This window comes from Lelliottia sp. WB101 (assembly GCF_003051885.1).
Taxonomy (GTDB): Bacteria; Pseudomonadota; Gammaproteobacteria; order Enterobacterales; family Enterobacteriaceae; genus Enterobacter; species Enterobacter nimipressuralis.
This window is the reverse complement of sequence record NZ_CP028520.1, coordinates 2220778-2243303: the sequence shown is the minus strand read 5'-3', so window position 1 is coordinate 2243303 and position 22526 is coordinate 2220778. Positions and strand designations below refer to the sequence as shown.

The window sequence follows — 22526 nt, the reverse complement described above, 5'->3', positions numbered from 1 at the left end:
TTTTAGTTTTGTAATGCAGCCCGCAAGAATCCCTGATGGGCTTCCAGTTTTGCGCGTGCTGCTGTGGCGTCCAGTCCGCTCAGAATCATCAGAATGGCCGGTTTAACGTCGTGATCGGTTTGTTGGAGAACAGCTTCAGCTTCTTCGCGGCTGGCGCCGGTGGCTTCCACAACCATACGGCAGGCACGATCCACCAGCTTGATGTTGGTGGCTTTCATGTCCACCATCAGGTTCTGGTAGACCTTGCCGAATTTCACCATTGCCCCCGTGGAGATCATGTTGAGTACCAGCTTTTGCGCGGTGCCCGATTTCAGGCGCGTCGATCCGGTCAGCGCTTCTGGCCCCACGACAGGAGAGATGGCAATCGCCGCAACCTGTGCAATCGGCGAACCGGGATTACAGGAGATCGCCACCGTCGTGCAGCCCAGCTGTTTGGCGTATTCCAGACCGCCGATGACATATGGCGTGCGCCCGGATGCCGCCAGGCCGACCACCAAATCGTTTTTGGTCAGGCTCAGGGCGGCGAGATCATCCGCGCCCAGCTGTTTATCGTCCTCAGCCCCTTCAACCGCTTTCAACAGCGCCCCCGGCCCACCGGCAATCAGCCCAATCACCAGACCGTGCGGCACGCCAAAGGTCGGCGGGCATTCAGAGGCATCCAGTACCCCGAGACGTCCGCTGGTCCCCGCCCCCATGTAAATAATGCGTCCACCGGCTTTCAGCGCGGCGGCGGCGGCATCAACCGCTTTTGCCACCTCAGGCAATGTCTCTTTCACTGCCAGCGCGACCAGCGTATCCTGTTGATTAAAACGGTTAACAAGATCGAGTGTGGAGAGCGCATCGAGATCCATGGTTTGCGGATTACGGGTTTCTGAAACGAGTGAGCCAAGATTCATTTTTTGTCCCTCAGGAATTTTTAATTCATATTAACCGTACTATAATGGAATATAAAATTCATTCAGGCGAGCAAAATTCTGTTTTGCAGCAGCAATCACATTTCGCCAGGAGGCGTATGAACTGTTTAATTCGTATTCGCCAGCGGTACGCGGGCTTTGCCCAGAGCGATAAAAAACTCGCGGATTTCCTGCTTTCCCAGCCCGATCATGCGCGTCATCTTAGTTCTCAGCAGCTGGCAAGTGAAGCGGGCGTGAGCCAGTCCAGCGTGGTGAAATTCGCGCAAAAGATTGGTTTTAAAGGTTTTCCGGCACTAAAACTGGCGATCAGCGAAGCGCTGGTCAACAATCCAAATCCGCAATCGATGCCGTTGCACAATCAGATTCGCGGCGACGATCCGATGCGTCTGGTCGGTGAAAAGCTGATCAAAGAGAACGTGACGGCGATGCACGCTACGCTCGACGTGAACAGCGAAGAGAAGCTGCTTGAAAGCGTGGCAATGCTGCGCGCGGCGCGGCGAATTATTCTGACCGGCATTGGCGCGTCGGGGCTGGTGGCGCGTAATTTTGGCTGGAAACTGACTAAGATTGGCTATAACGCCGTGGTTGAACAGGACATGCACGCCCTGCTGTCTACCGTGCAGGCGATGGACCCGAATGATTTGCTGTTAGCCATCTCCTATTCGGGAGAACGCCGGGAGATCAATCTGGCGTCTGATGAAACGCTGCGCGTCGGGGGTAAAATCCTGGCGATTACCGGTTTTAACCCGAATGCCCTGCAGCAGCGAGCCACGCGCTGCTTGTACACCATCGCCGAAGAACAGGCCACCCGCAGCGCGGCGATTTCCTCTACCAGCGCCCAGATGATGCTGACGGATCTGCTCTTTGTGGCACTGGTACAGCAGGATCTGGAACATGCGCCGGGACGCATTCGTCACAGCGAAGAGCTGGTAAAAAAACTGGTTTGAGCAGGGAATGAGCGTATAATGCCCGCCCTGTTTGTGATGTTTCTGAGATTTTCCTGATGGCGCTGTTAATCACCAAAAAATGCATCAATTGCGATATGTGCGAACCCGAATGCCCTAACGAGGCCATTTCGATGGGTGATAGCATTTATGAGATTAACAGTGATCGCTGCACCGAGTGCATCGGCCATTACGAAACGCCGACCTGTCAGAAAGTGTGCCCGATCCCTAACACCATTCTCAAAGATCCGGCCCATGCCGAATCAGAAGAGCAGCTGTGGGATAAGTTCGTGCAGCTGCATCACGCGGACAAACTCTAGCTTTCGATGATCACCGTGGCGCAGGCGTAATGACGTTCATCCGCCAGCGTAACGTGCATATGGTTCACACCGAGTCTTTCTGCAAGCTTTTGCGCCTCGCCCCATAACCGCAGACGGGGTTTGCCCAGCTCATCGTTAAACACTTCGAACTGATTAAACGCCAGCCCGTTACGAATCCCGGTCCCGAAGGCTTTCGCCGCTGCTTCTTTTACCGCAAAGCGCTTCGCCAGAAAACGCACCGGCTGTTGGTGCGCTTCCCAGATGGCCCATTCGTTGTCGCTGAGCACCCGTTTTGCCAGGCGATCGCCACTACGGGCGATCACCGCTTCGATACGGGCAATCTCAACGATGTCCGTGCCTAAGCCCAGAATCGCCATTACTGACGCGCTTCCAGCATCAGACGTTTCATCTCGGCAACGGCCTCTTTCAGACCGCTCATCACCGCGCGACCGATAATCGCGTGGCCGATATTCAGCTCATGCATTGCCGGGATCTGAGCGATCGCCTTGACGTTATGATAGGTCAGGCCGTGACCGGCGTTGACTTTCAGGCCCAGGCTCGCGGCATAGCGGGCTGCGTTGGCAATGCGATCCAGCTCTTTGGCCTGGGTGTCTTCGTCTTTGGCATCCGCGTAGCAACCGGTGTGAATTTCGATGTACGGCGCACCGACTTCCGCAGCGGCCTTGATCTGTTCGACATCCGCATCGATAAACAGAGAAACCAGGATACCGGCATCGGCGAGGCGTTGGCAGGCATCCTGCATTTTGTCACGCTGACCGGCGACATCCAGCCCGCCTTCGGTGGTCACTTCCTGACGTTTTTCCGGCACCAGGCAGCAGAAATGCGGCTGGGTTTCACAGGCGATCGCCAGCATCTCTTCCGTAACCGCCATCTCCAGATTCATGCGCGTGTCCAGCGTCTGGCGCAGGATGCGTACGTCACGATCGGTGATGTGGCGGCGGTCTTCACGCAGGTGAACGGTAATGCCGTCGGCGCCAGCCTGCTCGGCGATAAATGCCGCCTGAACCGGATCAGGATAAGCCGTACCGCGCGCATTACGCAGCGTGGCAATGTGATCGATGTTGACGCCTAACAGTAATTCAGCCATGACAATCCTCGGTTTTCTCATTGTTCATTAACGCTTTGGCACAAACTGCCTGAATAATTCGCGGCTCTTTAAGGGCTTGCCTCCAAGATACGGCTTGAGGGCAATTCGGGTAAAGCGTTTTGCCGCGCGTAAGGTATCCTGGTCAGGAAATTCTCGCTCATAGAGCGCCCTGAGATGCCGCCCGGTGAACGTTGTGTTGTCGATCACCACGCTGGCAATAAACCCCTTCTCTTCGCGATAGCGATAGGTCATGGCGTCCTCTACGGATTCGCCGCTTCCCGCACAATGCAAAAAATCGACGCCGTAACCGAGGTGACCAAGCAGCGCCAGCTCAAACCGGCGTAATGCGGGTTCGGGTGTGCCTGTTGCGCCAGCCAGCGCCTGGATGCAGTGCAGATAATCGAAAAAGAGTTCGGAGAAGCGTGTTTCGTGTTCAAGGACGCGTGAGATGAGTTCGTTGACGTACAAACCGCTATAGAGCGTGATGCCTGACAGAGGAAGCGCCAGGGAGACGGCTTCGGCACTGCGCAGGGTTTTGACTTCGCCGCGTCCGCCAAAGCGAACCAACAGCGGGGTGAAGGGTTGTAACGCGCCCTTCAGGTTAGAGCGTTTGGAACGTGCGCCTTTTGCAACCAGGCGCACGCGACCCGACTCTTCCGTGAAGACGTCCAGCATCAGGCTGGTTTCGCTCCACGGACGGCTGTGAAGGACAAAGGCTCGCTGCCATCCATCCACGATGTTGTGTCTTAGACGTCGTCGCCGTAACCGAGACTACGCAGGGCGCGCTCGTCATCAGCCCAGCCTGATTTCACCTTCACCCACAGCTCCAGGTGAACCGGTGCTTCAAACATCTCCTGCATGTCTTTACGCGCTTCGATGCCGATGGTTTTGATTTTGGCGCCTTTGTTGCCAATCACCATCTTCTTCTGCCCTTCTCGCTCAACGAGGATCAGCCCATTGATGTCGTACCCGCCACGCTCGTTGGTCTGGAAACGTTCGATTTCCACGGTAACGGAGTACGGCAGTTCGGCACCGAGGAAACGCATCAGTTTTTCACGGATGATTTCAGAGGCCATAAAGCGCTGGGAACGGTCGGTGATGTAATCTTCAGGGAAGTGATGGATCGCTTCCGGCAGATGTTTACGCACGATACCGGCGATGGTATCGACGTTCATGCCCGTTTCCGCAGACAGGGGAACGATGTCGAGGAAGTTCATCTGGCTTGCCAGGAACTGCAGGTGCGGCAGCAAATCGGCTTTTTCCTGCACGTTGTCAACTTTGTTGACCGCAAGAATCACCGGCGATTTGCCATCGCGCAGTTTGTTCAGAACCATCTCATCGTCTGGCGTCCAGCGGGTGCCTTCCACCACGAAGATGATCAGTTCAACATCACCGATAGAGCTGCTCGCCGCTTTGTTCATCAGGCGGTTGATGGCACGCTTCTCTTCCATATGCAGGCCTGGGGTATCGACGTAAATCGCCTGATACGCGCCTTCCGTGTGGATGCCGACGATACGGTGACGCGTGGTTTGCGCCTTACGGGATGTAATGGATATTTTCTGCCCAAGCAGATTGTTCAGCAGGGTTGATTTGCCGACGTTAGGACGTCCGACAATGGCAACAAAACCGCAGTAACTCTTTTCTTCGCTCATTCCAGCTCCAGCATTTTTAACGCCTGTTCGGCGGCAGCCTGTTCCGCCTTGCGACGGCTAGAACCTGTGCCAACCACCGGTTCACTCAGGCCGCTAACCTGGCAATGGATGGTAAATTCCTGATCGTGTGCTTCGCCGCGCACCTGCACCACCAGATAAGATGGCAGAGGGAGGTGGCGACCCTGCAGATATTCCTGCAAACGAGTCTTAGGATCTTTTTGTTTATCGCCTGGGCTTATTTCGTCCAGACGCGTTTGATACCAGTTCAGAATGAGTTGCTCTACCGTCTGAATATCGCTGTCGAGGAAAACACCACCGATTAATGCTTCGACAGTATCCGCGAGAATTGATTCACGGCGAAAACCACCGCTTTTCAGTTCACCCGGCCCAAGTCGCAGGCATTCGCCCAGTTCAAACTCGCGTGCAATCTCGGCAAGCGTGTTGCCGCGCACCAGCGTAGCGCGCATACGGCTCATATCACCTTCATCCACACGAGGGAAACGGTGATAAAGCGCATTTGCGATCACGTAACTTAAAATGGAGTCACCTAAAAACTCGAGGCGCTCATTGTGTTTGCTGCTGGCACTGCGGTGGGTTAATGCCTGTTGCAACAACTCCTGATGCTGAAAAGTGTAGCCCAGCTTCCGTTGAAGCCGATTAATTACGATGGGGTTCATGCGATACCAGTAAATGAATGCGTCAAAAATGCAGCACACGAAACCGACCTGATAAGACCAACGCGGTTTCGTGTGCCGTGGCACTGAGTCAGCGCCAACCTTAAACTTCGGGGGAATATTCTATACGCAACGACAGGGTATGTCGTTAGCCAGGAGAGATTATCTCTTAAATAATTCACGTAACCCTCATTTATGAGGGTCACGTGTGCAATTATCAGGAATTAATGGATTCCGCCAATGCGATTCAGACGAACGCCGGTCGGCCACTCCCCTTCCTGTTTTTCGAAGCTCATCCAGATCGCGGTCGCTTTACCGACCAGATTCGCTTCCGGAACAAAGCCCCAGTAACGGCTGTCCGCAGAGTTGTCGCGGTTATCACCCATCATGAAGTAATGTCCTGGCGGAACGATCCAGGTGGCGAGCTGCTGGCCTGGCTGCTGGTAGTACATACCCAGCTGATCCTGCGCGATCGGAACCGTCAAAATGCGATGCGTCACGTCACCCAGGGTCTCTTTACGCTCAACCAGACGAATTCCGTTCTCTTTGGTTTCGCCTTTCGGCATCTGGAAGAAACCGCTGGTCGCTTCGCCGCCGTTACGACGGGCAAAGGTCTGCACAAAGTCGCTCGGCTCCACGTTCGAATAGGTGATCGGCAGCGCATTTTCACACGCCGTACCGGAGCTACAGCCCGGCTGAACGGTCACTTCTTTCGCGACAGGATCGTAACTCACTTTATCGCCTGGCAAGCCGACGGCACGCTTGATGTAATCCAGACGCGGATCTTCAGGGTATTTGAAGACCACAATATCACCGCGTTTTGGATGACCGGTTTCGATTAACGTTTTCTGATAGATAGGATCTTTAATGCCATAGGCATATTTCTCTACCAGAATAAAATCGCCAATCAGCAGCGTAGGCATCATCGAACCGGACGGGATCTGGAAAGGTTCGTAAATAAACGAACGCACCACCAGAACAATCGCCAGAACCGGGAATACGGAAGCCCCTGTTTCCAGCCAGCCCGGTTTCGGGCTGACTTTCTTCATGGTTTTCGCATCCAGCTGTTCACCCGTAATAGACTGACGTTCGCGACGTTTCGGGGCGAAGATAAACTTATCCAGACACCACAACAGCCCCGTCACCAGGGTCGCTATGACCAGGATCAGGGCAAACATGTTCGCCATGCCAACTCCTTAAGGATTATTTTCCGTCTTTACCCACGTGCAGAATGGCAAGGAACGCTTCCTGCGGCAGCTCAACGTTACCGACCTGCTTCATACGTTTTTTACCATCTTTCTGTTTCTGCAACAGTTTCTTCTTACGGCTTACGTCGCCGCCGTAGCATTTCGCCAGGACGTTTTTACGCAGCTGTTTCACCGTAGAGCGGGCAATAATGTGGTTGCCGATGGCGGCCTGAATCGCGATATCAAATTGCTGACGCGGGATCAGCTCTTTCATTTTCTCGACCAGTTCACGGCCACGGTACGGCGCATTATCGTTGTGGGTGATCAGCGCCAGCGCATCAACACGCTCGCCGTTGATCAGCACATCCACACGCACCATGTTGGACGCCTGGAAACGTTTAAAGTTGTAGTCCAGCGACGCATAGCCACGAGAGGTAGACTTCAGACGGTCGAAGAAGTCGAGCACCACTTCCGCCATCGGGATTTCATAGGTCAGCGCCACCTGGTTACCGTGGTAAACCATGTTGGTCTGCACGCCACGCTTCTCGATACAGAGCGTAATGACGTTGCCCAGGAACTCCTGTGGCAGCAGCATGTGACACTCCGCGATCGGCTCACGCAGCTCTTCAATATTGTTCAGCGGCGGCAGCTTGGACGGGCTGTCGACGTAGATAACGTCTTTGTTGGTGGTCTGGACTTCATACACTACGGTCGGCGCCGTGGTGATCAGATCCAGATCGTATTCACGCTCAAGACGCTCCTGAATGATCTCCATGTGCAGCAGACCCAAGAAGCCACAGCGGAAGCCGAAGCCCAGCGCAGTAGAGCTTTCTGGTTCATAGAACAGGGAAGCATCGTTCAGGCTCAGCTTGCCGAGCGCATCACGGAAGTTTTCGTAATCGTCAGAGCTGACCGGGAACAGACCTGCATAAACCTGAGGCTTCACTTTTTTGAAGCCTGGTAGCGCTTTATCAGCCGGATTACGTGCCTGAGTCAGGGTATCGCCTACTGGCGCACCCAGGATGTCTTTGATGGCGCAAACCAGCCAGCCAACTTCGCCGCATTTCAGTTCAGTACGATCAACCTGTTTCGGTGTGAAGATACCCAGACGGTCAGCGTTGTACACCTGACCGGTGCTCATCACTTTGATTTTGTCGCCTTTACGCATGGTGCCGTTTTTAATACGCACCAGCGATACCACGCCAAGGTAGTTATCGAACCAGGAGTCGATGATCAGCGCCTGCAGCGGCGCATCTGCGTCACCTTCTGGTGCCGGGATATCGCGCACCAGACGCTCCAGCACATCAGGAACACCGACACCGGTCTTCGCCGAGCAGCGCACTGCGTCTGTGGCGTCAATACCGACAATGTCTTCAATCTCTTCCGCCACGCGCTCTGGATCTGCAGCCGGCAGGTCGATTTTGTTAAGCACCGGCACCACTTCGAGATCCATTTCCATCGCGGTGTAGCAGTTGGCCAGGGTCTGAGCTTCTACGCCCTGCCCGGCATCAACCACCAGCAGCGCGCCTTCGCAGGCTGCCAGCGAACGAGAAACTTCATAAGAGAAGTCAACGTGGCCTGGGGTGTCGATGAAATTCAGTTGATATGTTTCACCATCAAGGGCTTTGTAGTCGAGCGTTACGCTCTGCGCTTTGATGGTGATACCACGTTCGCGTTCCAGGTCCATGGAGTCCAGTACCTGGGCTTCCATTTCACGATCAGACAGGCCACCGCAAATCTGGATAATACGGTCAGAAAGCGTCGACTTACCGTGGTCAATGTGAGCAATGATCGAAAAGTTACGTATGTTCTTCATATAGTTAAATAATTATGCCTTACGAATTCCTGGAGGCCGCTGTTCTTAGCCTGACGTTTTTCAGTGCGAAAACGCAGCATTCTACACTACATCTTCGTCACCAGGAAATGCTGTTAAAGCCAAGCATAGCGTCAGAGAAGGACGTTTTGTTTTATGGGATGTAAATAAAGATAAAGCCCGATGAATTATCGGGCTTCTGAAGAGAGCGTTTCCACACGCAGCATGTCTGGCGGAAGCCCCACGCTGAGGATAACAGGCTGCCAGGCTTCTTTCTCAGCAAGCTTTTGAGAAAAACCGCGCGCCAGCATAAACCCGCCCACGCCGCCCAGCACACCGCCGCTCATTGCCGCGAGATCGGTGCCAAACAGCATCTGGAAAATTCCGGCGACCACAAACAAGCCCACCAGCGGGGAGAGATACACCAGCATGGCGGACCCCAGCAGGCTGCCTTCAGCAATCCCCAGTTCCACCTTTTGCCCAACAGTAAGCGGTTCTGCACTTTGCACAGAGATGGTGTGCGTGGTTTGCGGCCCCAGCTTATTCAGCACCCGGCTACCGCAGCCAGCGCGCGAGGCGCAGCTGTTGCATGACGCTTTCACGTCACAGCTCACTAGCGCAACGCCATTTTGCCACGAGACAACGGTGGCCCATTCTTTGATCATTGTGCGGCCCTGAATTTAATGCTGTCAGCAATGCGTTTCGCCGTCTGCGGTGGCAGTTCACCCACAATCGTGATTTCGGCGTTATCCCGCAGCGTAGTACTCACGGTCCGGCGTCCGGTACGAAGCATTTGCTCGCTGCTGTTGGCAGACGCCCGATTGATGTTCACCGAGAAGCTGAACAAGCCGTCAGAATAGAGACGCGACTCGACCGGCGTTTCAATGGTCGGAAGCTGACGACGGCTACTGGATATCTCGCTGAAACCTTGTGGGATCCACGCTGGCACCCAGTTGAAATTCACCGTATCGCCCGCAGGCACTGACAGAAGCGGCGGAAGGCTCGCTTTCGCCAAATTCTGCATGCTGTTACCCACCTGGCCGTTCACCGTAAAGGAAATCACGCGGAACTGCTCCAGCGTTTCGCCGTCCCGATCGAGGAGATCGACACGCATCGGCAGTTTGCTCTCCGCATCCATCCACACGATGTAGCTATAGCGTGTGCCGTCTCTTGCCACGACACGAATCACTTCACAAAGCCGGTCCGCAATGCGCGTACGGCCAACGGAAATGAAATCGTAGTAAGGCGACAGACGTTTGAAGTCGGTATAAACGAGGGCCGGGAGTGAGTCGACAATGTAATCACCATTAAGCGTAAACGGCTCAAGGCCTGGCTCAAAGTAGCTGATTTCATTACCGCGCTGTACAACCTCACGGCGCGGACCGTCGAGTTGTAAAAGCTGGGCGAGCGGCTGGTTATCAAGACGGGCATGGCGGTAGCGTAACGACTCTACACCTTGCTTGTTGATACTGATAAAGGCCAACTCGTAGTTGAGTGACTGGCTCGCCATATTCATCTGCTGCAACAACGCCCCGGACGATAAATCAGCCGAGGCGTTGGTAGAGAAGAACAGGCTACCCGCCACTAAGGACATGGCGCACCAAAGTTGCTTCATTACTGCGATTGCGTTCCTAAAGTTTGGTTTCCTGGCACTTGCACACCAGCCTGCTGGGTCTGTGCCTGCTCAAACTGGAGCTGCTCAGAGTGCAGACGACGCTGCAACTCATAGTCCTGCAGCATCGCATTAATGCGACGACGCTGTTCCTGGACCTGCTGTTGCTGGCCCGGGCTGACTGAGGCATCGGCAGATGGCACACCCAAGCTAACCGGACTTGCTTTACCCATCATCGGCAGTGTATTGAACACTGGCGCTTCAGGCTGCTGGTTAGCTTCTGATTGACCGTTATAGTGCTGGACGCCAACGATAACTGCAAGCGATACGCATGCAGCCACGCCCATTTGGGTTAATTGGCTCGCCCACGGGCGCACTTTTTTCCAGAATGGCATCTTCTGCCATTGATGTGGCGCAGGTTGAGCTTCAGGGATCAGCGGAGTGGTCTGATGTACAGGCTCGTTCTCAATTGCCGCCATTACGCGTGCTGAGATATCGAAATGGAGAACATCGCCCGTATCACCACGCATAGAGTCGCGGATGAGATGGTAACTCTCCCAGGTCTTTTGCATCTCGGGAGAGTGAGAGAGCTCGTTAAGCAGCTCACTGTCCAGCGTTTCACCATCCATTAAAGCGGAAAGTTTTTCTTTCTGCATGCCTAATACCTTTTCCAGTATCCCGCTATCGTCAACGCCTGATAAGCGGTTGAACTTTATTATCAATAGCTTCTCGCGCACGGAAGATTCGCGAACGAACCGTTCCGACCGGACAGTCCATGATAGCCGCTATCTCTTCATAGCTAAGTCCATCAAGCTCCCGCAAGGTAATTGCCATGCGTAAATCTTCCGGGAGTGCCTCGATCGTGCGAAAAACGATTTGTCTCAGTTCTTCTGACAACATTAAGTTCTCAGGGTTCGAAATTTCTTTCAATGCGCCGCCGCTTTCGAAGTTTTCAGCGTCTATTGCGTCAACATCTGTTGAAGGCGGACGACGGCCCTGAGCGACCAGATAATTCTTTGCTGTATTGACTGCAATACGATACAGCCAGGTGTAAAAAGCACTATCCCCCCGGAAAGAATCCAGCGCGCGATAGGCCTTTATGAAAGACTCTTGCACTACATCAGGAACATCTCCTGACGGTACATAGCGGGATACCAGACTCGCCACTTTATGCTGATAGCGAACCACCAGTAAGTTAAAGGCTTTCTGATCTCCCTTCTGGACCCGTTCAACCAGGACCTGGTCCGTTAACTGCTCGCTCATCCGAGGTAATGTCTCCCCAAACCTAAATTCCACGCGTTATCGAAACGCCACTCTAAAAACACTGCAATGTGAGCAAGCACGAGGTTAGAGGGTCTATTCATCATTAAGTTCCGTTACGCGTCTGTTTTTGTCCATCGTGTCGCAGACTGTTCATTTTCTCTCATTATAAGTCTGTTAACGATACGTACCCAATTTCTGATGAGAAATGGTATTTTTGCTGCCAGAAGAGTACCGCAACACAGGGTTTATTTCACCACATAATCTGAAGCTAACGATCTGCTTCGCAAAATATTTTCGTTCTTTTACGCCTTTTTTGAGGTTGTGTTTAAGTTTAGGCTGCGCAACAGCATTCAAAAAAAACGTGCGATTCATCGCATTCGGGTGCTATTCTGGCCAAACACTGTTTAGTAAATTAAACAAACATCATGAACACAACTCCAGAACTGCATTGTGATGTACTGATTATTGGCAGCGGCGCTGCCGGGCTCTCTCTGGCGCTTCGACTGGCCTCGCATCAGAAAGTGATCGTACTGAGTAAAGGGCCGATGAGCGAAGGCTCGACGTTCTATGCTCAGGGCGGTATTGCTGCGGTATTTGATGAAACCGACAGCATTGCGTCGCACGTGGAAGACACGCTGATCGCTGGCGCAGGCATTGTCGATGAACACGCCGCAGAATTTGTGGCCAGCAACGCCCGTCACTGTGTGCAATGGCTTATCGATCAGGGCGTTTTGTTCGACACGCACGTTCAGCCGAATGGCGAAGAGGGGTATCACCTCACCCGTGAAGGCGGTCATAGCCACCGCCGCATCCTGCACGCAGCAGATGCAACGGGCAAAGAGGTCGAAACCACTTTAGTCGCTCAGGCACGTAATCACCCCAATATTCAGGTACTTGAACGCAGCAATGCGGTGGACTTGATTATCTCCGATAAAATTGGTCTACCTGGCACGCGACGCGTTGTGGGAGCGTGGGTCTGGAACCGGAATAAAGAGACGGTTGAGACCTGTCAGGCTAAATCGGTGGTGCTGGCAACAGGTGGCGCATCGAAGGTGTATCAGTACACGACGAATCCGGATATCTCTTCAGGAGACGGGATCGCCATGGCGTGGCGTGCAGGTTGCCGCGTCGCCAATCTGGAGTTTAACCAGTTCCACCCGACCGCCCTGTTCCATCCGCAGGCGCGTAATTTTCTGCTTACCGAAGCCCTGCGTGGTGAAGGCGCGCATCTCAAGCGCCCCGACGGCACGCGCTTTATGCCAGACTTCGACCCGCGTGGTGAACTGGCCCCGCGCGATATCGTCGCTCGCGCCATTGACCACGAAATGAAACGTCTCGGCGTCGACTGTATGTATCTCGACATCAGCCACAAGCCCGCCGATTTTGTGCGCCAGCACTTCCCGACTATCTATGAAAAATTGCTGGGGCTTGGGATTGATCTCACCAAAGAGCCGGTGCCGATCGTCCCTGCGGCGCACTATACCTGCGGCGGCGTGATGGTGGACGATCATGGCCGTACGGACGTGGATGGTCTGTACGCCATCGGTGAGGTGAGTTATACCGGGCTTCACGGTGCGAACCGTATGGCGTCAAATTCGCTGCTGGAGTGCCTGGTTTACGGCTGGTCTGCCGCAGAAGATATCATCAAACGGATGCCCTACGCCCGTGAGGTGGCACACCTGCCTGCCTGGGATGAAAGCCGGGTGGATAATCCGGATGAACTGGTGGTCATCCAGCACAACTGGCATGAACTGCGGCTCTTTATGTGGGATTACGTCGGAATTGTACGCACCACCAAACGTCTGGAGCGCGCCCTACGCCGGATTACGATGCTGCAGCAGGAAATTGACGAGTATTACGCCAATTTCCGCGTGTCTAACAATCTGCTGGAGTTGCGCAATCTGGTCCAGGTGGCGGAGCTGATTGTCCGCTGTGCGATGATGCGAAAAGAGAGTCGGGGCCTGCATTACACGCTGGACTACCCCGATCAACTGGAGGAGTCTGGTCCGTCGGTGCTGTCCCCTCTCGTTCACATAAACAGATAAAACGCCTGGGTCAGCGCCGTGTAGGCTTCGGAATAACGCTGATCTGGCCCGCGAATCACCATCCTGTCGCTAAAGCACTCACCCTCTTTTGGGGAGAGTGCTAATAAAACGCGGTGCGGAAGTCTTGCATCGTTATCGGCGATATCCGTTCGCAGGCGTAAGTACCAGCCGATATCGAGCGCTTTTTTGATAAACGCGTTACCGGTACTTTCAGGCAGAACAACGCAGAAAAATCCCTCTTCTGAGATCAAATTCGCCGCCGCCATTAACAGGGCGGTGTGATCCAGCGAACCGGTGTATCGCGCCTGATCGCGTTCCGGTGTCGCGCATTCGACACCAGGCTCAAAGTAAGGCGGGTTGCTGACTATCAGATCGTAGCGCGCCGTTTGCTCCGGCGCCCATGTGAGGATATCGGCGCATTCCACCTGAACGCGAGACGCCCAAGGCGATTCGGCGGCATTCTCGCTGGCCTGACTGGCGGCCTGCGCATCAAGTTCAACAGCATCGATAGTGACGTGCTGCTCCGTGCGTTGCGCCAGCATCAGCGCCAGTAATCCACTTCCACTACCAATATCCAGAATTCGCTTAACCTTCGCGACGGGCGCCCACGCTCCCAGTAATATACCGTCAGTGCCGACTTTCATCGCACAGCGATCATGGGCTACAAAGAACTGTTTAAACGTAAAACCATCGCGGCGCAGCTGCGCTTTGGGTTGAGACATGTCAAAGCAACCTTCTTAAATAAAACCGGATTAGCATAGGGGAAAGCGAAGTGGTGGAAAAGGGATATCCACAAACAGATGAAGATTGCAGCCATAACGTCTATAATCAGCGCCCCACACAGAGGTAGAACATGACTGTAACGACTTTTTCCGAACTTGAACTCGATGAGTGCCTGCTGGAAGCTCTCCAGAATAAAGGCTTCACACGCCCAACTGCCATCCAGGCGGCTGCTATTCCGCCTGCGTTAGAAGGCCGTGATGTACTCGGTTCTGCGCCGACAGGCACCGGTAAAACGGCGGCATACCTGCTGCCCGTCTTGCAGCATCTGATCGATTTCCCTCGCAAGAAATCTGGCCCACCGCGCATTCTTATTCTGACCCCAACACGTGAACTGGCCGTGCAGGTGGCAGAACATGCGCGTGAACTGGCCGCGAATACGCATCTGGATATCGCTACCATCACCGGCGGTGTTGCCTATATGAACCACGCCGAAGTGTTCAGTGAGAACCAGGATATCGTGGTGGCGACAACCGGACGCCTGATGCAGTACATCAAAGAAGAGAACTTTGACTGCCGTGCGGTGGAAACGCTGATCCTTGATGAAGCTGACCGCATGCTGGAACTCGGTTTTGCGCAGGACATCGAACACATTGCGGGCGAAACGCGCTGGCGCAAACAGACGATGCTGTTCTCCGCCACCCTGGAAGGTGATGCAATTAAAGACTTCGCTGAGCGTCTGCTCAACGAACCAGCGGAAGTGTCTGCGACGCCATCCACGCGCGAGCGCAAAAAGATTCACCAGTGGTATTACCGTGCCGATAACCTTGAGCACAAAGTCGAGTTGCTGAAACATCTGCTGAAACAAGATGATACCACCCGTACCATCGTGTTTGTGCGTAAGCGCGAGCGTGTGCATGAGCTGGCGAACATGCTGCGTTCAGCCGGTATCGATAACTGCTATCTTGAAGGCGATATGCCGCAGGCGAAGCGTACCGAGGGGATTAAGCGTCTGACTGAAGGTCGCGTCAATGTGCTGGTTGCCACCGACGTCGCAGCGCGCGGTATCGATATTCCTGATGTCAGCCATGTCATTAACTTCGACATGCCGCGTACCGGTGACACCTACCTGCACCGTATCGGTCGTACCGGCCGTGCGGGTCGTAAAGGGATCGCTATCTCGCTGGTAGAAGCACACGACTACATGCTGCTGCTGAAAGTTGGGCGTTATATCGAAGAGCCATTGAAAGCTCGCGTCATTGACGAACTGCGTCCGACCACGCGCCCACCGAGCGAAAAGATGACGGGCAAACCGTCCAAGAAAGTGCTCGCGAAACGCGAAGAGAAGAAAAAAGAGCAGGCGAAAGAGAAGCCGCGCGTGAAGAACCGCCATCGCGATGCCAAAAACATTGGTAAGCGCCGTAAGCCAAGCGGTACGCCGCCAACGTCGCAGAACGAAGAGTAAAAAAAAAGCCGGGTTAATCACCCGGCTTTTTTATTCCCCCAAAACCTCAAGCCTTACAAGCTTTCAGTAAAGGTACGCGCGATAACGTCACGCTGCTGTTCTGGGGTCAGAGAGTTGAAGCGTACCGCGTAGCCAGAAACACGGATAGTCAGCTGCGGGTATTTTTCTGGGTTCTTAACCGCATCTTCCAGGGTTTCACGACGCAGAACGTTAACGTTCAGGTGCTGACCGCCTTCCACGCGAACTTCCGGCTGGATGTCCATTGGGATTTCGCGGTATTCGATTTCGCCCAGTTTGTTGACCGGAACGATTTCGTCTTCAGCAAAACCGGCTTTAGCAACCACACAACGTGCTTCGCCTTTTTCGCTGTCCAGCAGCCAGAAAGAGTTCAGCAGGTCGTCGTTAGCAGCTTTAGTAATTTGGATACCTGTAATCATGTCATGCCTCCAGGGCTACATTAATTAATGAATGTCGGCCTCTCGCGGCCAATTGGTAAAACCATTGTTGCTTGAGTGTATATATATCAGCCGGCACCCCATGATTCTTTGATTTAAATCAACAAAAACCGCAACCACACAAATAGTGTGGTTTGATTTTGTTGTTTCAGATCAATTTTACCGAGCCAACTTCCTGCCCTGATTTGAGTATTTCAAATTAAATTGAAAGACTTAGCTGTAAATGTCGCGCGGAATTTTGCTCCCTTACCTGAAAAGGTTAAGCTAGGCGCAATTGAGATATGCAGGAGAGCATGATGACGACCCCTTTGACATGGCATGACGTGCTGGCAGATGAAAAGCAACAGCCTTATTTTGTGAATACGCTCAGTACCGTCGCGCAGGAGCGGCAATCCGGTCAAACGATCTATCCTCCCCAGAAGGATGTGTTTAACGCCTTTCGTTACACCGAACTGAATGATGTGAAAGTGGTCATTCTGGGTCAGGATCCCTACCACGGCCCTGGACAGGCGCACGGTCTGGCGTTTTCGGTTCGTCCTGGGATCGCAACACCCCCTTCCCTGCTGAATATGTATAAAGAGCTGGAAGGCTCGATGCCAGGCTTTACCCGTCCGGCGCACGGTTATCTTGAAAGCTGGGCGCGTCAGGGCGTACTGCTGCTCAATACCGTGTTAACGGTTCGCGCGGGACAGGCTCACTCCCACGCCAGTCTTGGCTGGGAAACCTTTACGGATAAAGTCATCAGCCTTATCAATGAACATTGTGAAGGCGTGGTGTTTTTACTGTGGGGCGCACATGCGCAGAAGAAAGGGGCAATTATCGATGCCCAGCGTCATCATGTTCTGAAAGCGCCGCATCCCTCTCCACTGTCGGCTCACCGCGGATTTTTTGGCTGTAACCACTTTGTTCTGACCAATGAATGGCTGAAAAAACGCAATGAAGCGCCAATCGACTGGATGCCCGTGTTACCGGCTGAAAGCGAGTGATTTTTCGGAAGGGATAAAAATAATTATGCCCGGCTATCACCGGGCATAATTGTAGACAACGCAATATTATGCTTTGTTCTGACGCCACCATTCAGCCAGCAGGACGCCGGTTGCAACGGAAACGTTGAGGCTTTCTACTTTACCTGTTCCGTCGATTGAGACGCTCAGATCGGCAGTAGAGAGCGCGGCATCGGACAGACCATCACGTTCCTGACCCAGTACCAATACCATTTTGCGCGGCAGCGTCGCTTTGAACAGCGGCGTACCTTTATGACTGGAGGTGGTCACGATGGAGTAACCCGCCTGGCGGAACTCTTCAATGGCATCCAGAACGCTTTCGCCAGTAATCGGCTGCACGTGTTCCGCACCGCCTTCGGCTGTACGAATCGCGGCACCGGATTCGACAATCGCCGCATCCTGCAACAACACACCTTTCACGCCGAAATGGGCACAGCTACGCATCATCGCACCCAGGTTGTGCGGGTTGCCCACATCTTCCAGTGCCAGTACGCAGTCATCGGCATCAGCCTGGCTGACCCATTGCTGCACCGTAGTGCCGTTACGTTTTTTGATCAGGAAGCAGACGCCGCCGTGATGTTCAGTACCGGATGCTTTGGTCAGCTCCGCGTCATCTACCACATGGTAGGCTTTGCGGTTTGCTGCCATCCAGCGCAGGGCCTCTTTGAAACGCGGCGTGACGCTCTGGATAAACCAGGCGCGAACGATGCATTCAGGACGGCTCTGGAACAGGGCCTGACAGGCGTTTTCGCCATAGACACGGGTCTCTTCCGCGCGTTGACGGCGCAGGACTTCCGGATCGATAAAGCTCTTACCACTGATTCCGCCGTGATCGGCTTTTGCCGGTGCCTCTTCACCCGGTGCACGGGAAACGGTGCGCCATGGGGATGCATCACGAGGGAAATCATCGCGTGGACGGTCATCGCGACGGCGATCGTCACGCTTACGGTCATCACGTTTGCGGTCATCACCGCGGTTATTTCTGTCATCGCGGGCGGGGCGACGGCCACCGTCTGCACGAGATGGTCCCGGACGGCCCCCACCCTTTCCGGTACGCGGATTTTGGGTGCGTTTGTCAGAATCATCATCACTGCGGACATACATCACTTTGACCTTGCCGCTTTTATTCTTCAGTTCGTCGTTCATGCTTTTCTCCACCAGCGCTGCGCGAAGCGCGCAGATTACCCGATGTGTCAGCGCATAGCCATTATTTCATACAAAAGCCTGTGACTATTGTTCCCATTGAATAAAACGCATTGTCGTTTCAAACAAGCTCAATGATAATATGTAACATATCAGAAACATTATCGGCGCTTTGCCGCTTTGTCCCACTGCTCTATCAGAGGTTAGTTATGAATACCGTATGTGCCAACTGCCAGGCTCTCAATCGCATTCCGGATGACCGAATTGATGATGGAGCGAAATGCGGGCGTTGCGGTCATGAGCTTTTCGATGGCGACGTGATTAACGCAACCGGTGAAACCCTCGATAAATTACTGAAAGACGATCTGCCGGTAGTCGTGGACTTCTGGGCACCCTGGTGCGGCCCATGCCGTAACTTTGCGCCTATTTTTGAAGATGTCGCCGAAGAGCGCAGCGGTAAAATGCGCTTTGTGAAGGTCAATACAGAAGCGGAACGCGAGCTGAGTGCGCGATTCCGTATTCGCAGCATTCCCACCATCATGATTTTCAAAAAGGGTGAAGTCGTGGATATGCTCAACGGTGCCGTACCAAAGGCACCTTTCGAAAGCTGGCTGAACGAAACGCTCTGACAATCACAATCACGGGGCACTGCTTGTGCCCCGCTGTTCCCTCTGCGAGAATGGCGTTTTTTCTGCGCCTCTTCCATGACAGATAACGCCGTACTTCAATTGCGCGCCGAACGCCTGGCGCGTGCGACCCGCCCTTTTCTTGCCCGTGGCAACCGCATTCGTCGCTGCCAGCGCTGCCTGTTGCCGCTAAAACAGTGTCTGTGTGAGACGCTGGCTGCGAGCCACGCACAGAGCCGTTTCTGCCTGGTGATGTTTGACACCGAGCCGATGAAACCCAGCAATACCGGACGGTTAATCGCCGATATTCTGCCGAATACGGCCGCGTTTCAGTGGTCCCGCACCGAGCCGCCGCAGGCACTGCTCGATCTGGTCGCCAGTCCCGATTATCAACCCATGGTGGTGTTTCCCGCCTCCTATGCCGGTGAAAGCCGCAGGGTGATCGCCGCGCCGCCCACCGGCAAACCGCCGCTGTTTATTATGCTGGACGGTACCTGGACCGAAGCGCGAAAAATGTTCCGCAAAAGCCCGTATCTGGATGCACTGCCGGTGATCTCCGTCGATCTCTCCCGCGTGTCAGCCTATCGCCTGCGTGAAGCCCATGCCGAGGGACAATATTGTACGGCGGAGGTGGCTATCGCCCTGTTAGATCTGGCGAATGACACCGAGGCTGCCAGCGCCCTGGGCCGCCATTTTTCCTGTTTCCGCGAGCGTTACCTGGCAGGAAAACCCACACATCAGGCCAGCATCACAGCAGAAGAGCCGGAAAGCGTTTAAAATCATCAGGTCACTCGCGTTAACAGGAGACTTGTATGAGCCAGCGAGGGCTAGAAGCGCTACTCCGCCCTAAATCCATCGCCGTGATCGGAGCCTCGATGAAGCCCGATCGCGCCGGATATTTAATGATGCGCAACCTGCTGGCCGGGGGCTTTAATGGCCCTGTCATGCCTGTCACTCCCGCTTATAAAGCCGTTCAGGGCGTCCTCGCATGGCCGGACATACAGAGCCTGCCGTTTGTCCCCGATCTTGCCATCCTGTGTACGCACGCCAAACGCAATCTCGCCCTGCTGGACGCGCTGGGTGAGAAAGGTTGTAAAACCTGCATTATTCTCTCTTCGCCGCCAGAACAGCAGGCCGAACTGCTGGCTAGCGCGAGCCGGTACCAGATGCGTTTGCTTGGGCCTAATAGTCTTGGGTTGCTGGCGCCGTGGCAGGGACTTAATGCCAGCTTTTCTCCAGTGCCGATTCGAAAAGGCAAACTGGCGTTTATCTCTCAGTCTGCCGCCGTGTCCAACACTATTCTTGACTGGGCGCAGCAGCGTGAAATGGGCTTTTCATATTTCATCGCGCTGGGCGATAGCCTGGATATTGATGTCGACGAGCTGCTCGATTTCCTCGCGCGCGACAGTAAAACCAGCGCGATACTTCTCTATCTGGAGCACTTAACTGATGCCCGACGTTTTGTTTCTGCTGCGCGTAGCGCATCACGTAATAAACCGATTCTGGTGATCAAAAGTGGCCGTAGTCCCGCAGCGCAGAAATTGTTGCACTCTCACTCAGGCATGGACCCGGCCTGGGATGCGGCCATTCAGCGCGCCGGTTTGCTGCGCGTGCAGGATACCCACGAGCTTTTCTCGGCCGTAGAAACCCTGAGCCATATGCGCCCGCTGCGTGGCGAAAGGCTGATGATTTTAAGTAACGGTGCAGCCCCCGCAGCGCTCGCCCTCGATGAGCTGTGGTTGCGTAACGGGAAACTTGCCACCCTGAGTGATGAGACGATTCAGAGGCTTAAAGAAGCGCTGCCTGCCAGCGTCACGCCGGGAAACCCGCTGGATCTGCGGGATGACGCCAGTAGCGAGCGCTATGTCAACGCTATCTCCCTGTTGCTGGATAGCCAGGATTTTGACGCGCTGATGGTGATTCATTCCCCCAGCGCCGTCGCTCCCGGTAGTCAAAGCGCACGCGCACTGATTGATGCCGTCAAAAACCATCCACGTGGCAAATATGTCACGCTGTTAACCAACTGGTGCGGAGAATACTCTTCTCAGGAAGCGCGGCGTTTGTTCAGCGAGGCAGGACTGCCCACCTACCGCACGCCGGAAGGCACCATTACTGCGTTTATGCATATGGTGGAGTACCGCCGCAACCAAAAGCAACTGCGTGAAACGCCCGCATTGCCCGGCAATCTGGCCGCTAATGCGACCGAAGCGCACAACCTGTTACGCCAGGCCATTGAGGACGGTGCGTCTTCTCTGGATACCCATGAAGTACGCCCCATTCTGGATGCCTATGGTATGCAGACTTTACCGACCTGGATTGCGAGCGACAGCGCCGAGGCGGTGCATATTGCCGAACAGATTGGTTATCCGGTGGCGTTAAAACTTCGTTCGCCAGATATTCCGCATAAGTCGGATGTGCAGGGGGTGATGCTTTATCTGCGCACCGCCGCGGAAGTACAACAGGCCGCCGAGGCGATTTTTGACCGCGTAAAAATGGCCTGGCCGCAGGCGCGAGTTCACGGGCTTCTGGTACAAAGCATGGCGAATCGCGCCGGAGCGCAGGAATTACGAGTCGTGGTCGAACATGATCCGGTCTTTGGCCCGTTGATTATGCTGGGTGAAGGCGGTGTTGAGTGGCGACCGGCAGAACAGGCCGTGGTTGCCCTGCCGCCGCTGAATATGAATCTGGCTCGCTATCTGGTGATTCAGGCTATTAAGAGCAAAAAGATCCGCGGTCGCAGCGCGCTCCAGCCTTTAGATATTATCGGGCTGAGCCAGTTTCTGGTCCAGGTCTCTAACCTGATCGTCGATTGTGCTGAGATTCAGCGGCTGGATATTCATCCGCTGCTGGCGTCGGGCAATGAATTTATCGCGCTGGATGTCACACTGGATATTGCGCCCTTTACAGGTGATCGCGAAAGCAGACTGGCTATTCGCCCGTACCCTCTGCAACTGGAAGAGTGGGTGGAGATGAAAAATGGCGAGCAGGTGCTGTTTCGCCCGATCCTGCCCGAAGATGAACCTCAGTTGCGAGCCTTTATCGCTCAGGTGACGAAAGAAGATTTGTACTATCGCTACTTTAGCGAAATCAGCGAATTTACCCATGAAGATTTAGCCAATATGACCCAGATCGACTACGATCGGGAAATGGCGTTTGTTGCCGTTCGCCATCGTGATGAAGGCGATGAGATCCTGGGTGTCACGCGGGCAATTTCCGATCCTGACAACGTGGATGCCGAGTTTGCCGTGCTGGTCCGCTCCGATCTGAAAGGCCTTGGTCTCGGTCGGCGTTTGCTGGAAAAACTGATTGGCTATACCCGAGATCACGGTTTGCTCTGCCTGAATGGCATTACTATGCCGAATAACCGCGGCATGATTACCCTGGCGCGTAAACTTGGATTCGACGTAGATATTCAGCTGGATGAGGGAATTGTCGCCCTCTCGCTCCGCCTGGCATCGACGTCTGCTCAAGAGTAAGGTACTGGAAATGTTGACCACTTTCGTCAGTTCTGGTGGTATCATTGTCCGCTTATGTTGTCTGCAGATGCCAGATAACCCTTCAATGAACAGAGAAGATACGCA

General features: G+C 54.2%; 24 protein-coding genes. 8 read left to right on the top strand and 16 right to left on the bottom strand.

Going from position 1 to position 22526, the window contains the following annotated elements; translation table 11 throughout:
• Positions 1 to 2 precede the first annotated feature (2 nt).
• Positions 3 to 896 (bottom strand): N-acetylmuramic acid 6-phosphate etherase, encoded by an 894-nt coding sequence (murQ, locus tag DAI21_RS10840; protein ID WP_102104993.1) that lies wholly within the window; start codon positions 894 to 896, stop codon positions 3 to 5.
• A gap of 116 nt (positions 897 to 1012) precedes the next feature.
• On the opposite strand from murQ, the gene DAI21_RS10835 reads away from it, so the two are divergent.
• Positions 1013 to 1861: a MurR/RpiR family transcriptional regulator gene (locus DAI21_RS10835; RefSeq protein ID WP_100779286.1), complete on the top strand. Its 849-nt coding sequence runs from the start codon at positions 1013 to 1015 to the stop codon at positions 1859 to 1861.
• 56 nt (positions 1862 to 1917) lie between these two features.
• Positions 1918 to 2178, top strand: a complete 261-nt coding sequence (locus DAI21_RS10830) for a YfhL family 4Fe-4S dicluster ferredoxin (RefSeq protein WP_100779285.1) — start codon at positions 1918 to 1920, stop codon at positions 2176 to 2178.
• Here DAI21_RS10830 and acpS read toward each other — a convergent pair.
• The 12 genes from acpS to rseD form a co-directional block, all read right to left on the bottom strand.
• Positions 2175 to 2555, bottom strand: a complete 381-nt coding sequence (gene acpS / locus DAI21_RS10825; RefSeq protein ID WP_100779284.1) for a holo-ACP synthase — start codon at positions 2553 to 2555, stop codon at positions 2175 to 2177. The two genes, DAI21_RS10830 and acpS, sit on opposite strands and share 4 nt — an antisense overlap.
• Positions 2555 to 3286 (bottom strand): pyridoxine 5'-phosphate synthase, encoded by a 732-nt coding sequence (pdxJ, locus tag DAI21_RS10820; RefSeq protein ID WP_107703095.1) that lies wholly within the window; start codon positions 3284 to 3286, stop codon positions 2555 to 2557. Before pdxJ ends, acpS begins: the two co-directional genes overlap by 1 nt.
• Before the next feature lie 27 nt (positions 3287 to 3313).
• The gene (gene recO / locus DAI21_RS10815) at positions 3314 to 4021 is read right to left on the bottom strand and encodes a DNA repair protein RecO (RefSeq protein WP_102104996.1); all 708 of its coding nucleotides are present in this window, start codon (positions 4019 to 4021) and stop codon (positions 3314 to 3316) included.
• Between the two features lie 11 nt (positions 4022 to 4032).
• Positions 4033 to 4938 carry a GTPase Era gene (era, locus tag DAI21_RS10810; protein WP_100779281.1) on the bottom strand — a complete coding sequence of 302 codons (906 nt, stop codon included), beginning with the start codon at positions 4936 to 4938 and terminating at the stop codon, positions 4033 to 4035.
• A complete protein-coding gene (rnc, locus tag DAI21_RS10805) occupies positions 4935 to 5615 on the bottom strand; it encodes a ribonuclease III (RefSeq protein ID WP_095284345.1) in 681 nt (226 codons plus the stop codon). The genes era and rnc overlap by 4 nt, the downstream gene beginning before the upstream one ends.
• Before the next feature lie 221 nt (positions 5616 to 5836).
• Positions 5837 to 6799, bottom strand: a complete 963-nt coding sequence (gene lepB / locus DAI21_RS10795) for a signal peptidase I (protein WP_100779280.1) — start codon at positions 6797 to 6799, stop codon at positions 5837 to 5839.
• A gap of 16 nt (positions 6800 to 6815) precedes the next feature.
• Complete coding sequence (gene lepA, locus DAI21_RS10790) at positions 6816 to 8615, bottom strand: translation elongation factor 4 (protein WP_100779279.1); 1800 nt, start codon at positions 8613 to 8615, stop codon at positions 6816 to 6818.
• A gap of 185 nt (positions 8616 to 8800) precedes the next feature.
• Positions 8801 to 9277 (bottom strand): SoxR-reducing system protein RseC, encoded by a 477-nt coding sequence (gene rseC, locus DAI21_RS10785; RefSeq protein WP_107703094.1) that lies wholly within the window; start codon positions 9275 to 9277, stop codon positions 8801 to 8803.
• Positions 9274 to 10227 carry a sigma-E factor regulatory protein RseB gene (gene rseB, locus DAI21_RS10780; protein ID WP_100779277.1) on the bottom strand — a complete coding sequence of 318 codons (954 nt, stop codon included), beginning with the start codon at positions 10225 to 10227 and terminating at the stop codon, positions 9274 to 9276. Before rseB ends, rseC begins: the two co-directional genes overlap by 4 nt.
• The gene (gene rseA / locus DAI21_RS10775; RefSeq protein ID WP_100779276.1) at positions 10227 to 10880 is read right to left on the bottom strand and encodes an anti-sigma-E factor RseA; all 654 of its coding nucleotides are present in this window, start codon (positions 10878 to 10880) and stop codon (positions 10227 to 10229) included. The genes rseB and rseA overlap by 1 nt, the downstream gene beginning before the upstream one ends.
• Positions 10881 to 10911: 31 nt before the next feature.
• Positions 10912 to 11487, bottom strand: coding sequence for an RNA polymerase sigma factor RpoE (rpoE, locus tag DAI21_RS10770; protein WP_100779275.1), 576 nt, complete (start codon positions 11485 to 11487; stop codon positions 10912 to 10914).
• Positions 11484 to 11588, bottom strand: a complete 105-nt coding sequence (rseD, locus tag DAI21_RS22960; RefSeq protein ID WP_228483504.1) for a rpoE leader peptide RseD — start codon at positions 11586 to 11588, stop codon at positions 11484 to 11486. Before rseD ends, rpoE begins: the two co-directional genes overlap by 4 nt.
• A 324-nt stretch (positions 11589 to 11912) precedes the next feature.
• Here rseD and nadB point away from each other — a divergent pair, with 324 nt between their 5' ends.
• Positions 11913 to 13532 (top strand): L-aspartate oxidase, encoded by a 1620-nt coding sequence (nadB, locus tag DAI21_RS10760; RefSeq protein ID WP_107703093.1) that lies wholly within the window; start codon positions 11913 to 11915, stop codon positions 13530 to 13532.
• Here the strand turns inward: nadB and DAI21_RS10755 are convergent.
• A complete protein-coding gene (locus DAI21_RS10755) occupies positions 13517 to 14254 on the bottom strand; it encodes a tRNA1(Val) (adenine(37)-N6)-methyltransferase (RefSeq protein WP_107703092.1) in 738 nt (245 codons plus the stop codon). The genes nadB and DAI21_RS10755 overlap by 16 nt on opposite strands.
• Before the next feature lie 131 nt (positions 14255 to 14385).
• Here DAI21_RS10755 and srmB point away from each other — a divergent pair, with 131 nt between their 5' ends.
• Positions 14386 to 15717, top strand: coding sequence for an ATP-dependent RNA helicase SrmB (gene srmB, locus DAI21_RS10750; RefSeq protein ID WP_100779272.1), 1332 nt, complete (start codon positions 14386 to 14388; stop codon positions 15715 to 15717).
• 53 nt (positions 15718 to 15770) lie between these two features.
• Here the strand turns inward: srmB and grcA are convergent, their stop codons facing one another.
• Complete coding sequence (gene grcA / locus DAI21_RS10745; protein WP_100779271.1) at positions 15771 to 16154, bottom strand: autonomous glycyl radical cofactor GrcA; 384 nt, start codon at positions 16152 to 16154, stop codon at positions 15771 to 15773.
• A gap of 314 nt (positions 16155 to 16468) precedes the next feature.
• Between grcA and ung the strand changes: the two genes are divergently transcribed.
• Positions 16469 to 17158 (top strand): uracil-DNA glycosylase, encoded by a 690-nt coding sequence (gene ung / locus DAI21_RS10740; protein ID WP_107703091.1) that lies wholly within the window; start codon positions 16469 to 16471, stop codon positions 17156 to 17158.
• Positions 17159 to 17224: 66 nt separating this feature from the next.
• Here the strand turns inward: ung and DAI21_RS10735 are convergent, their stop codons facing one another.
• Positions 17225 to 18322: a tRNA/rRNA methyltransferase gene (locus DAI21_RS10735; protein ID WP_102105001.1), complete on the bottom strand. Its 1098-nt coding sequence runs from the start codon at positions 18320 to 18322 to the stop codon at positions 17225 to 17227.
• Positions 18323 to 18528: 206 nt separating this feature from the next.
• Between DAI21_RS10735 and trxC the strand changes: the two genes are divergently transcribed.
• From trxC to pat, 3 genes are all read left to right on the top strand, one after another.
• The gene (gene trxC, locus DAI21_RS10730) at positions 18529 to 18948 is read left to right on the top strand and encodes a thioredoxin TrxC (protein WP_100779268.1); all 420 of its coding nucleotides are present in this window, start codon (positions 18529 to 18531) and stop codon (positions 18946 to 18948) included.
• 75 nt (positions 18949 to 19023) lie between these two features.
• Positions 19024 to 19722 (top strand): tRNA-uridine aminocarboxypropyltransferase, encoded by a 699-nt coding sequence (gene tapT / locus DAI21_RS10725; RefSeq protein ID WP_107703090.1) that lies wholly within the window; start codon positions 19024 to 19026, stop codon positions 19720 to 19722.
• A gap of 35 nt (positions 19723 to 19757) precedes the next feature.
• Entirely contained in the window at positions 19758 to 22421 is a 2664-nt protein-coding gene (gene pat, locus DAI21_RS10720) for a protein lysine acetyltransferase (protein WP_107703089.1), read from the top strand.
• The last annotated feature ends 105 nt before the right edge of the window (positions 22422 to 22526 follow it).

Bases quoted from the DNA above. Each gene is read 5' to 3' on its own strand.
- murQ (WP_102104993.1), bottom strand. From the start codon at position 896: ATGAATCTTGGCTCACTCGTTTCAGAAACCCGTAATCCGCAAACCATG.
- DAI21_RS10835 (WP_100779286.1), top strand. From the start codon at position 1,013: ATGAACTGTTTAATTCGTATTCGCCAGCGGTACGCGGGCTTTGCCCAG.
- DAI21_RS10830 (WP_100779285.1), top strand. From the start codon at position 1,918: ATGGCGCTGTTAATCACCAAAAAATGCATCAATTGCGATATGTGCGAA.
- acpS (WP_100779284.1), bottom strand. From the start codon at position 2,555: ATGGCGATTCTGGGCTTAGGCACGGACATCGTTGAGATTGCCCGTATC.
- pdxJ (WP_107703095.1), bottom strand. From the start codon at position 3,286: ATGGCTGAATTACTGTTAGGCGTCAACATCGATCACATTGCCACGCTG.
- era (WP_100779281.1), bottom strand. From the start codon at position 4,938: ATGAGCGAAGAAAAGAGTTACTGCGGTTTTGTTGCCATTGTCGGACGT.
- rnc (WP_095284345.1), bottom strand. From the start codon at position 5,615: ATGAACCCCATCGTAATTAATCGGCTTCAACGGAAGCTGGGCTACACT.
- lepB (WP_100779280.1), bottom strand. From the start codon at position 6,799: ATGGCGAACATGTTTGCCCTGATCCTGGTCATAGCGACCCTGGTGACG.
- lepA (WP_100779279.1), bottom strand. From the start codon at position 8,615: ATGAAGAACATACGTAACTTTTCGATCATTGCTCACATTGACCACGGT.
- rseC (WP_107703094.1), bottom strand. From the start codon at position 9,277: ATGATCAAAGAATGGGCCACCGTTGTCTCGTGGCAAAATGGCGTTGCG.
- rseB (WP_100779277.1), bottom strand. From the start codon at position 10,227: ATGAAGCAACTTTGGTGCGCCATGTCCTTAGTGGCGGGTAGCCTGTTC.
- rseA (WP_100779276.1), bottom strand. From the start codon at position 10,880: ATGCAGAAAGAAAAACTTTCCGCTTTAATGGATGGTGAAACGCTGGAC.
- rpoE (WP_100779275.1), bottom strand. From the start codon at position 11,487: ATGAGCGAGCAGTTAACGGACCAGGTCCTGGTTGAACGGGTCCAGAAG.
- rseD (WP_228483504.1), bottom strand. From the start codon at position 11,588: ATGAATAGACCCTCTAACCTCGTGCTTGCTCACATTGCAGTGTTTTTA.
- nadB (WP_107703093.1), top strand. From the start codon at position 11,913: ATGAACACAACTCCAGAACTGCATTGTGATGTACTGATTATTGGCAGC.
- DAI21_RS10755 (WP_107703092.1), bottom strand. From the start codon at position 14,254: ATGTCTCAACCCAAAGCGCAGCTGCGCCGCGATGGTTTTACGTTTAAA.
- srmB (WP_100779272.1), top strand. From the start codon at position 14,386: ATGACTGTAACGACTTTTTCCGAACTTGAACTCGATGAGTGCCTGCTG.
- grcA (WP_100779271.1), bottom strand. From the start codon at position 16,154: ATGATTACAGGTATCCAAATTACTAAAGCTGCTAACGACGACCTGCTG.
- ung (WP_107703091.1), top strand. From the start codon at position 16,469: ATGACGACCCCTTTGACATGGCATGACGTGCTGGCAGATGAAAAGCAA.
- DAI21_RS10735 (WP_102105001.1), bottom strand. From the start codon at position 18,322: ATGAACGACGAACTGAAGAATAAAAGCGGCAAGGTCAAAGTGATGTAT.
- trxC (WP_100779268.1), top strand. From the start codon at position 18,529: ATGAATACCGTATGTGCCAACTGCCAGGCTCTCAATCGCATTCCGGAT.
- tapT (WP_107703090.1), top strand. From the start codon at position 19,024: ATGACAGATAACGCCGTACTTCAATTGCGCGCCGAACGCCTGGCGCGT.
- pat (WP_107703089.1), top strand. From the start codon at position 19,758: ATGAGCCAGCGAGGGCTAGAAGCGCTACTCCGCCCTAAATCCATCGCC.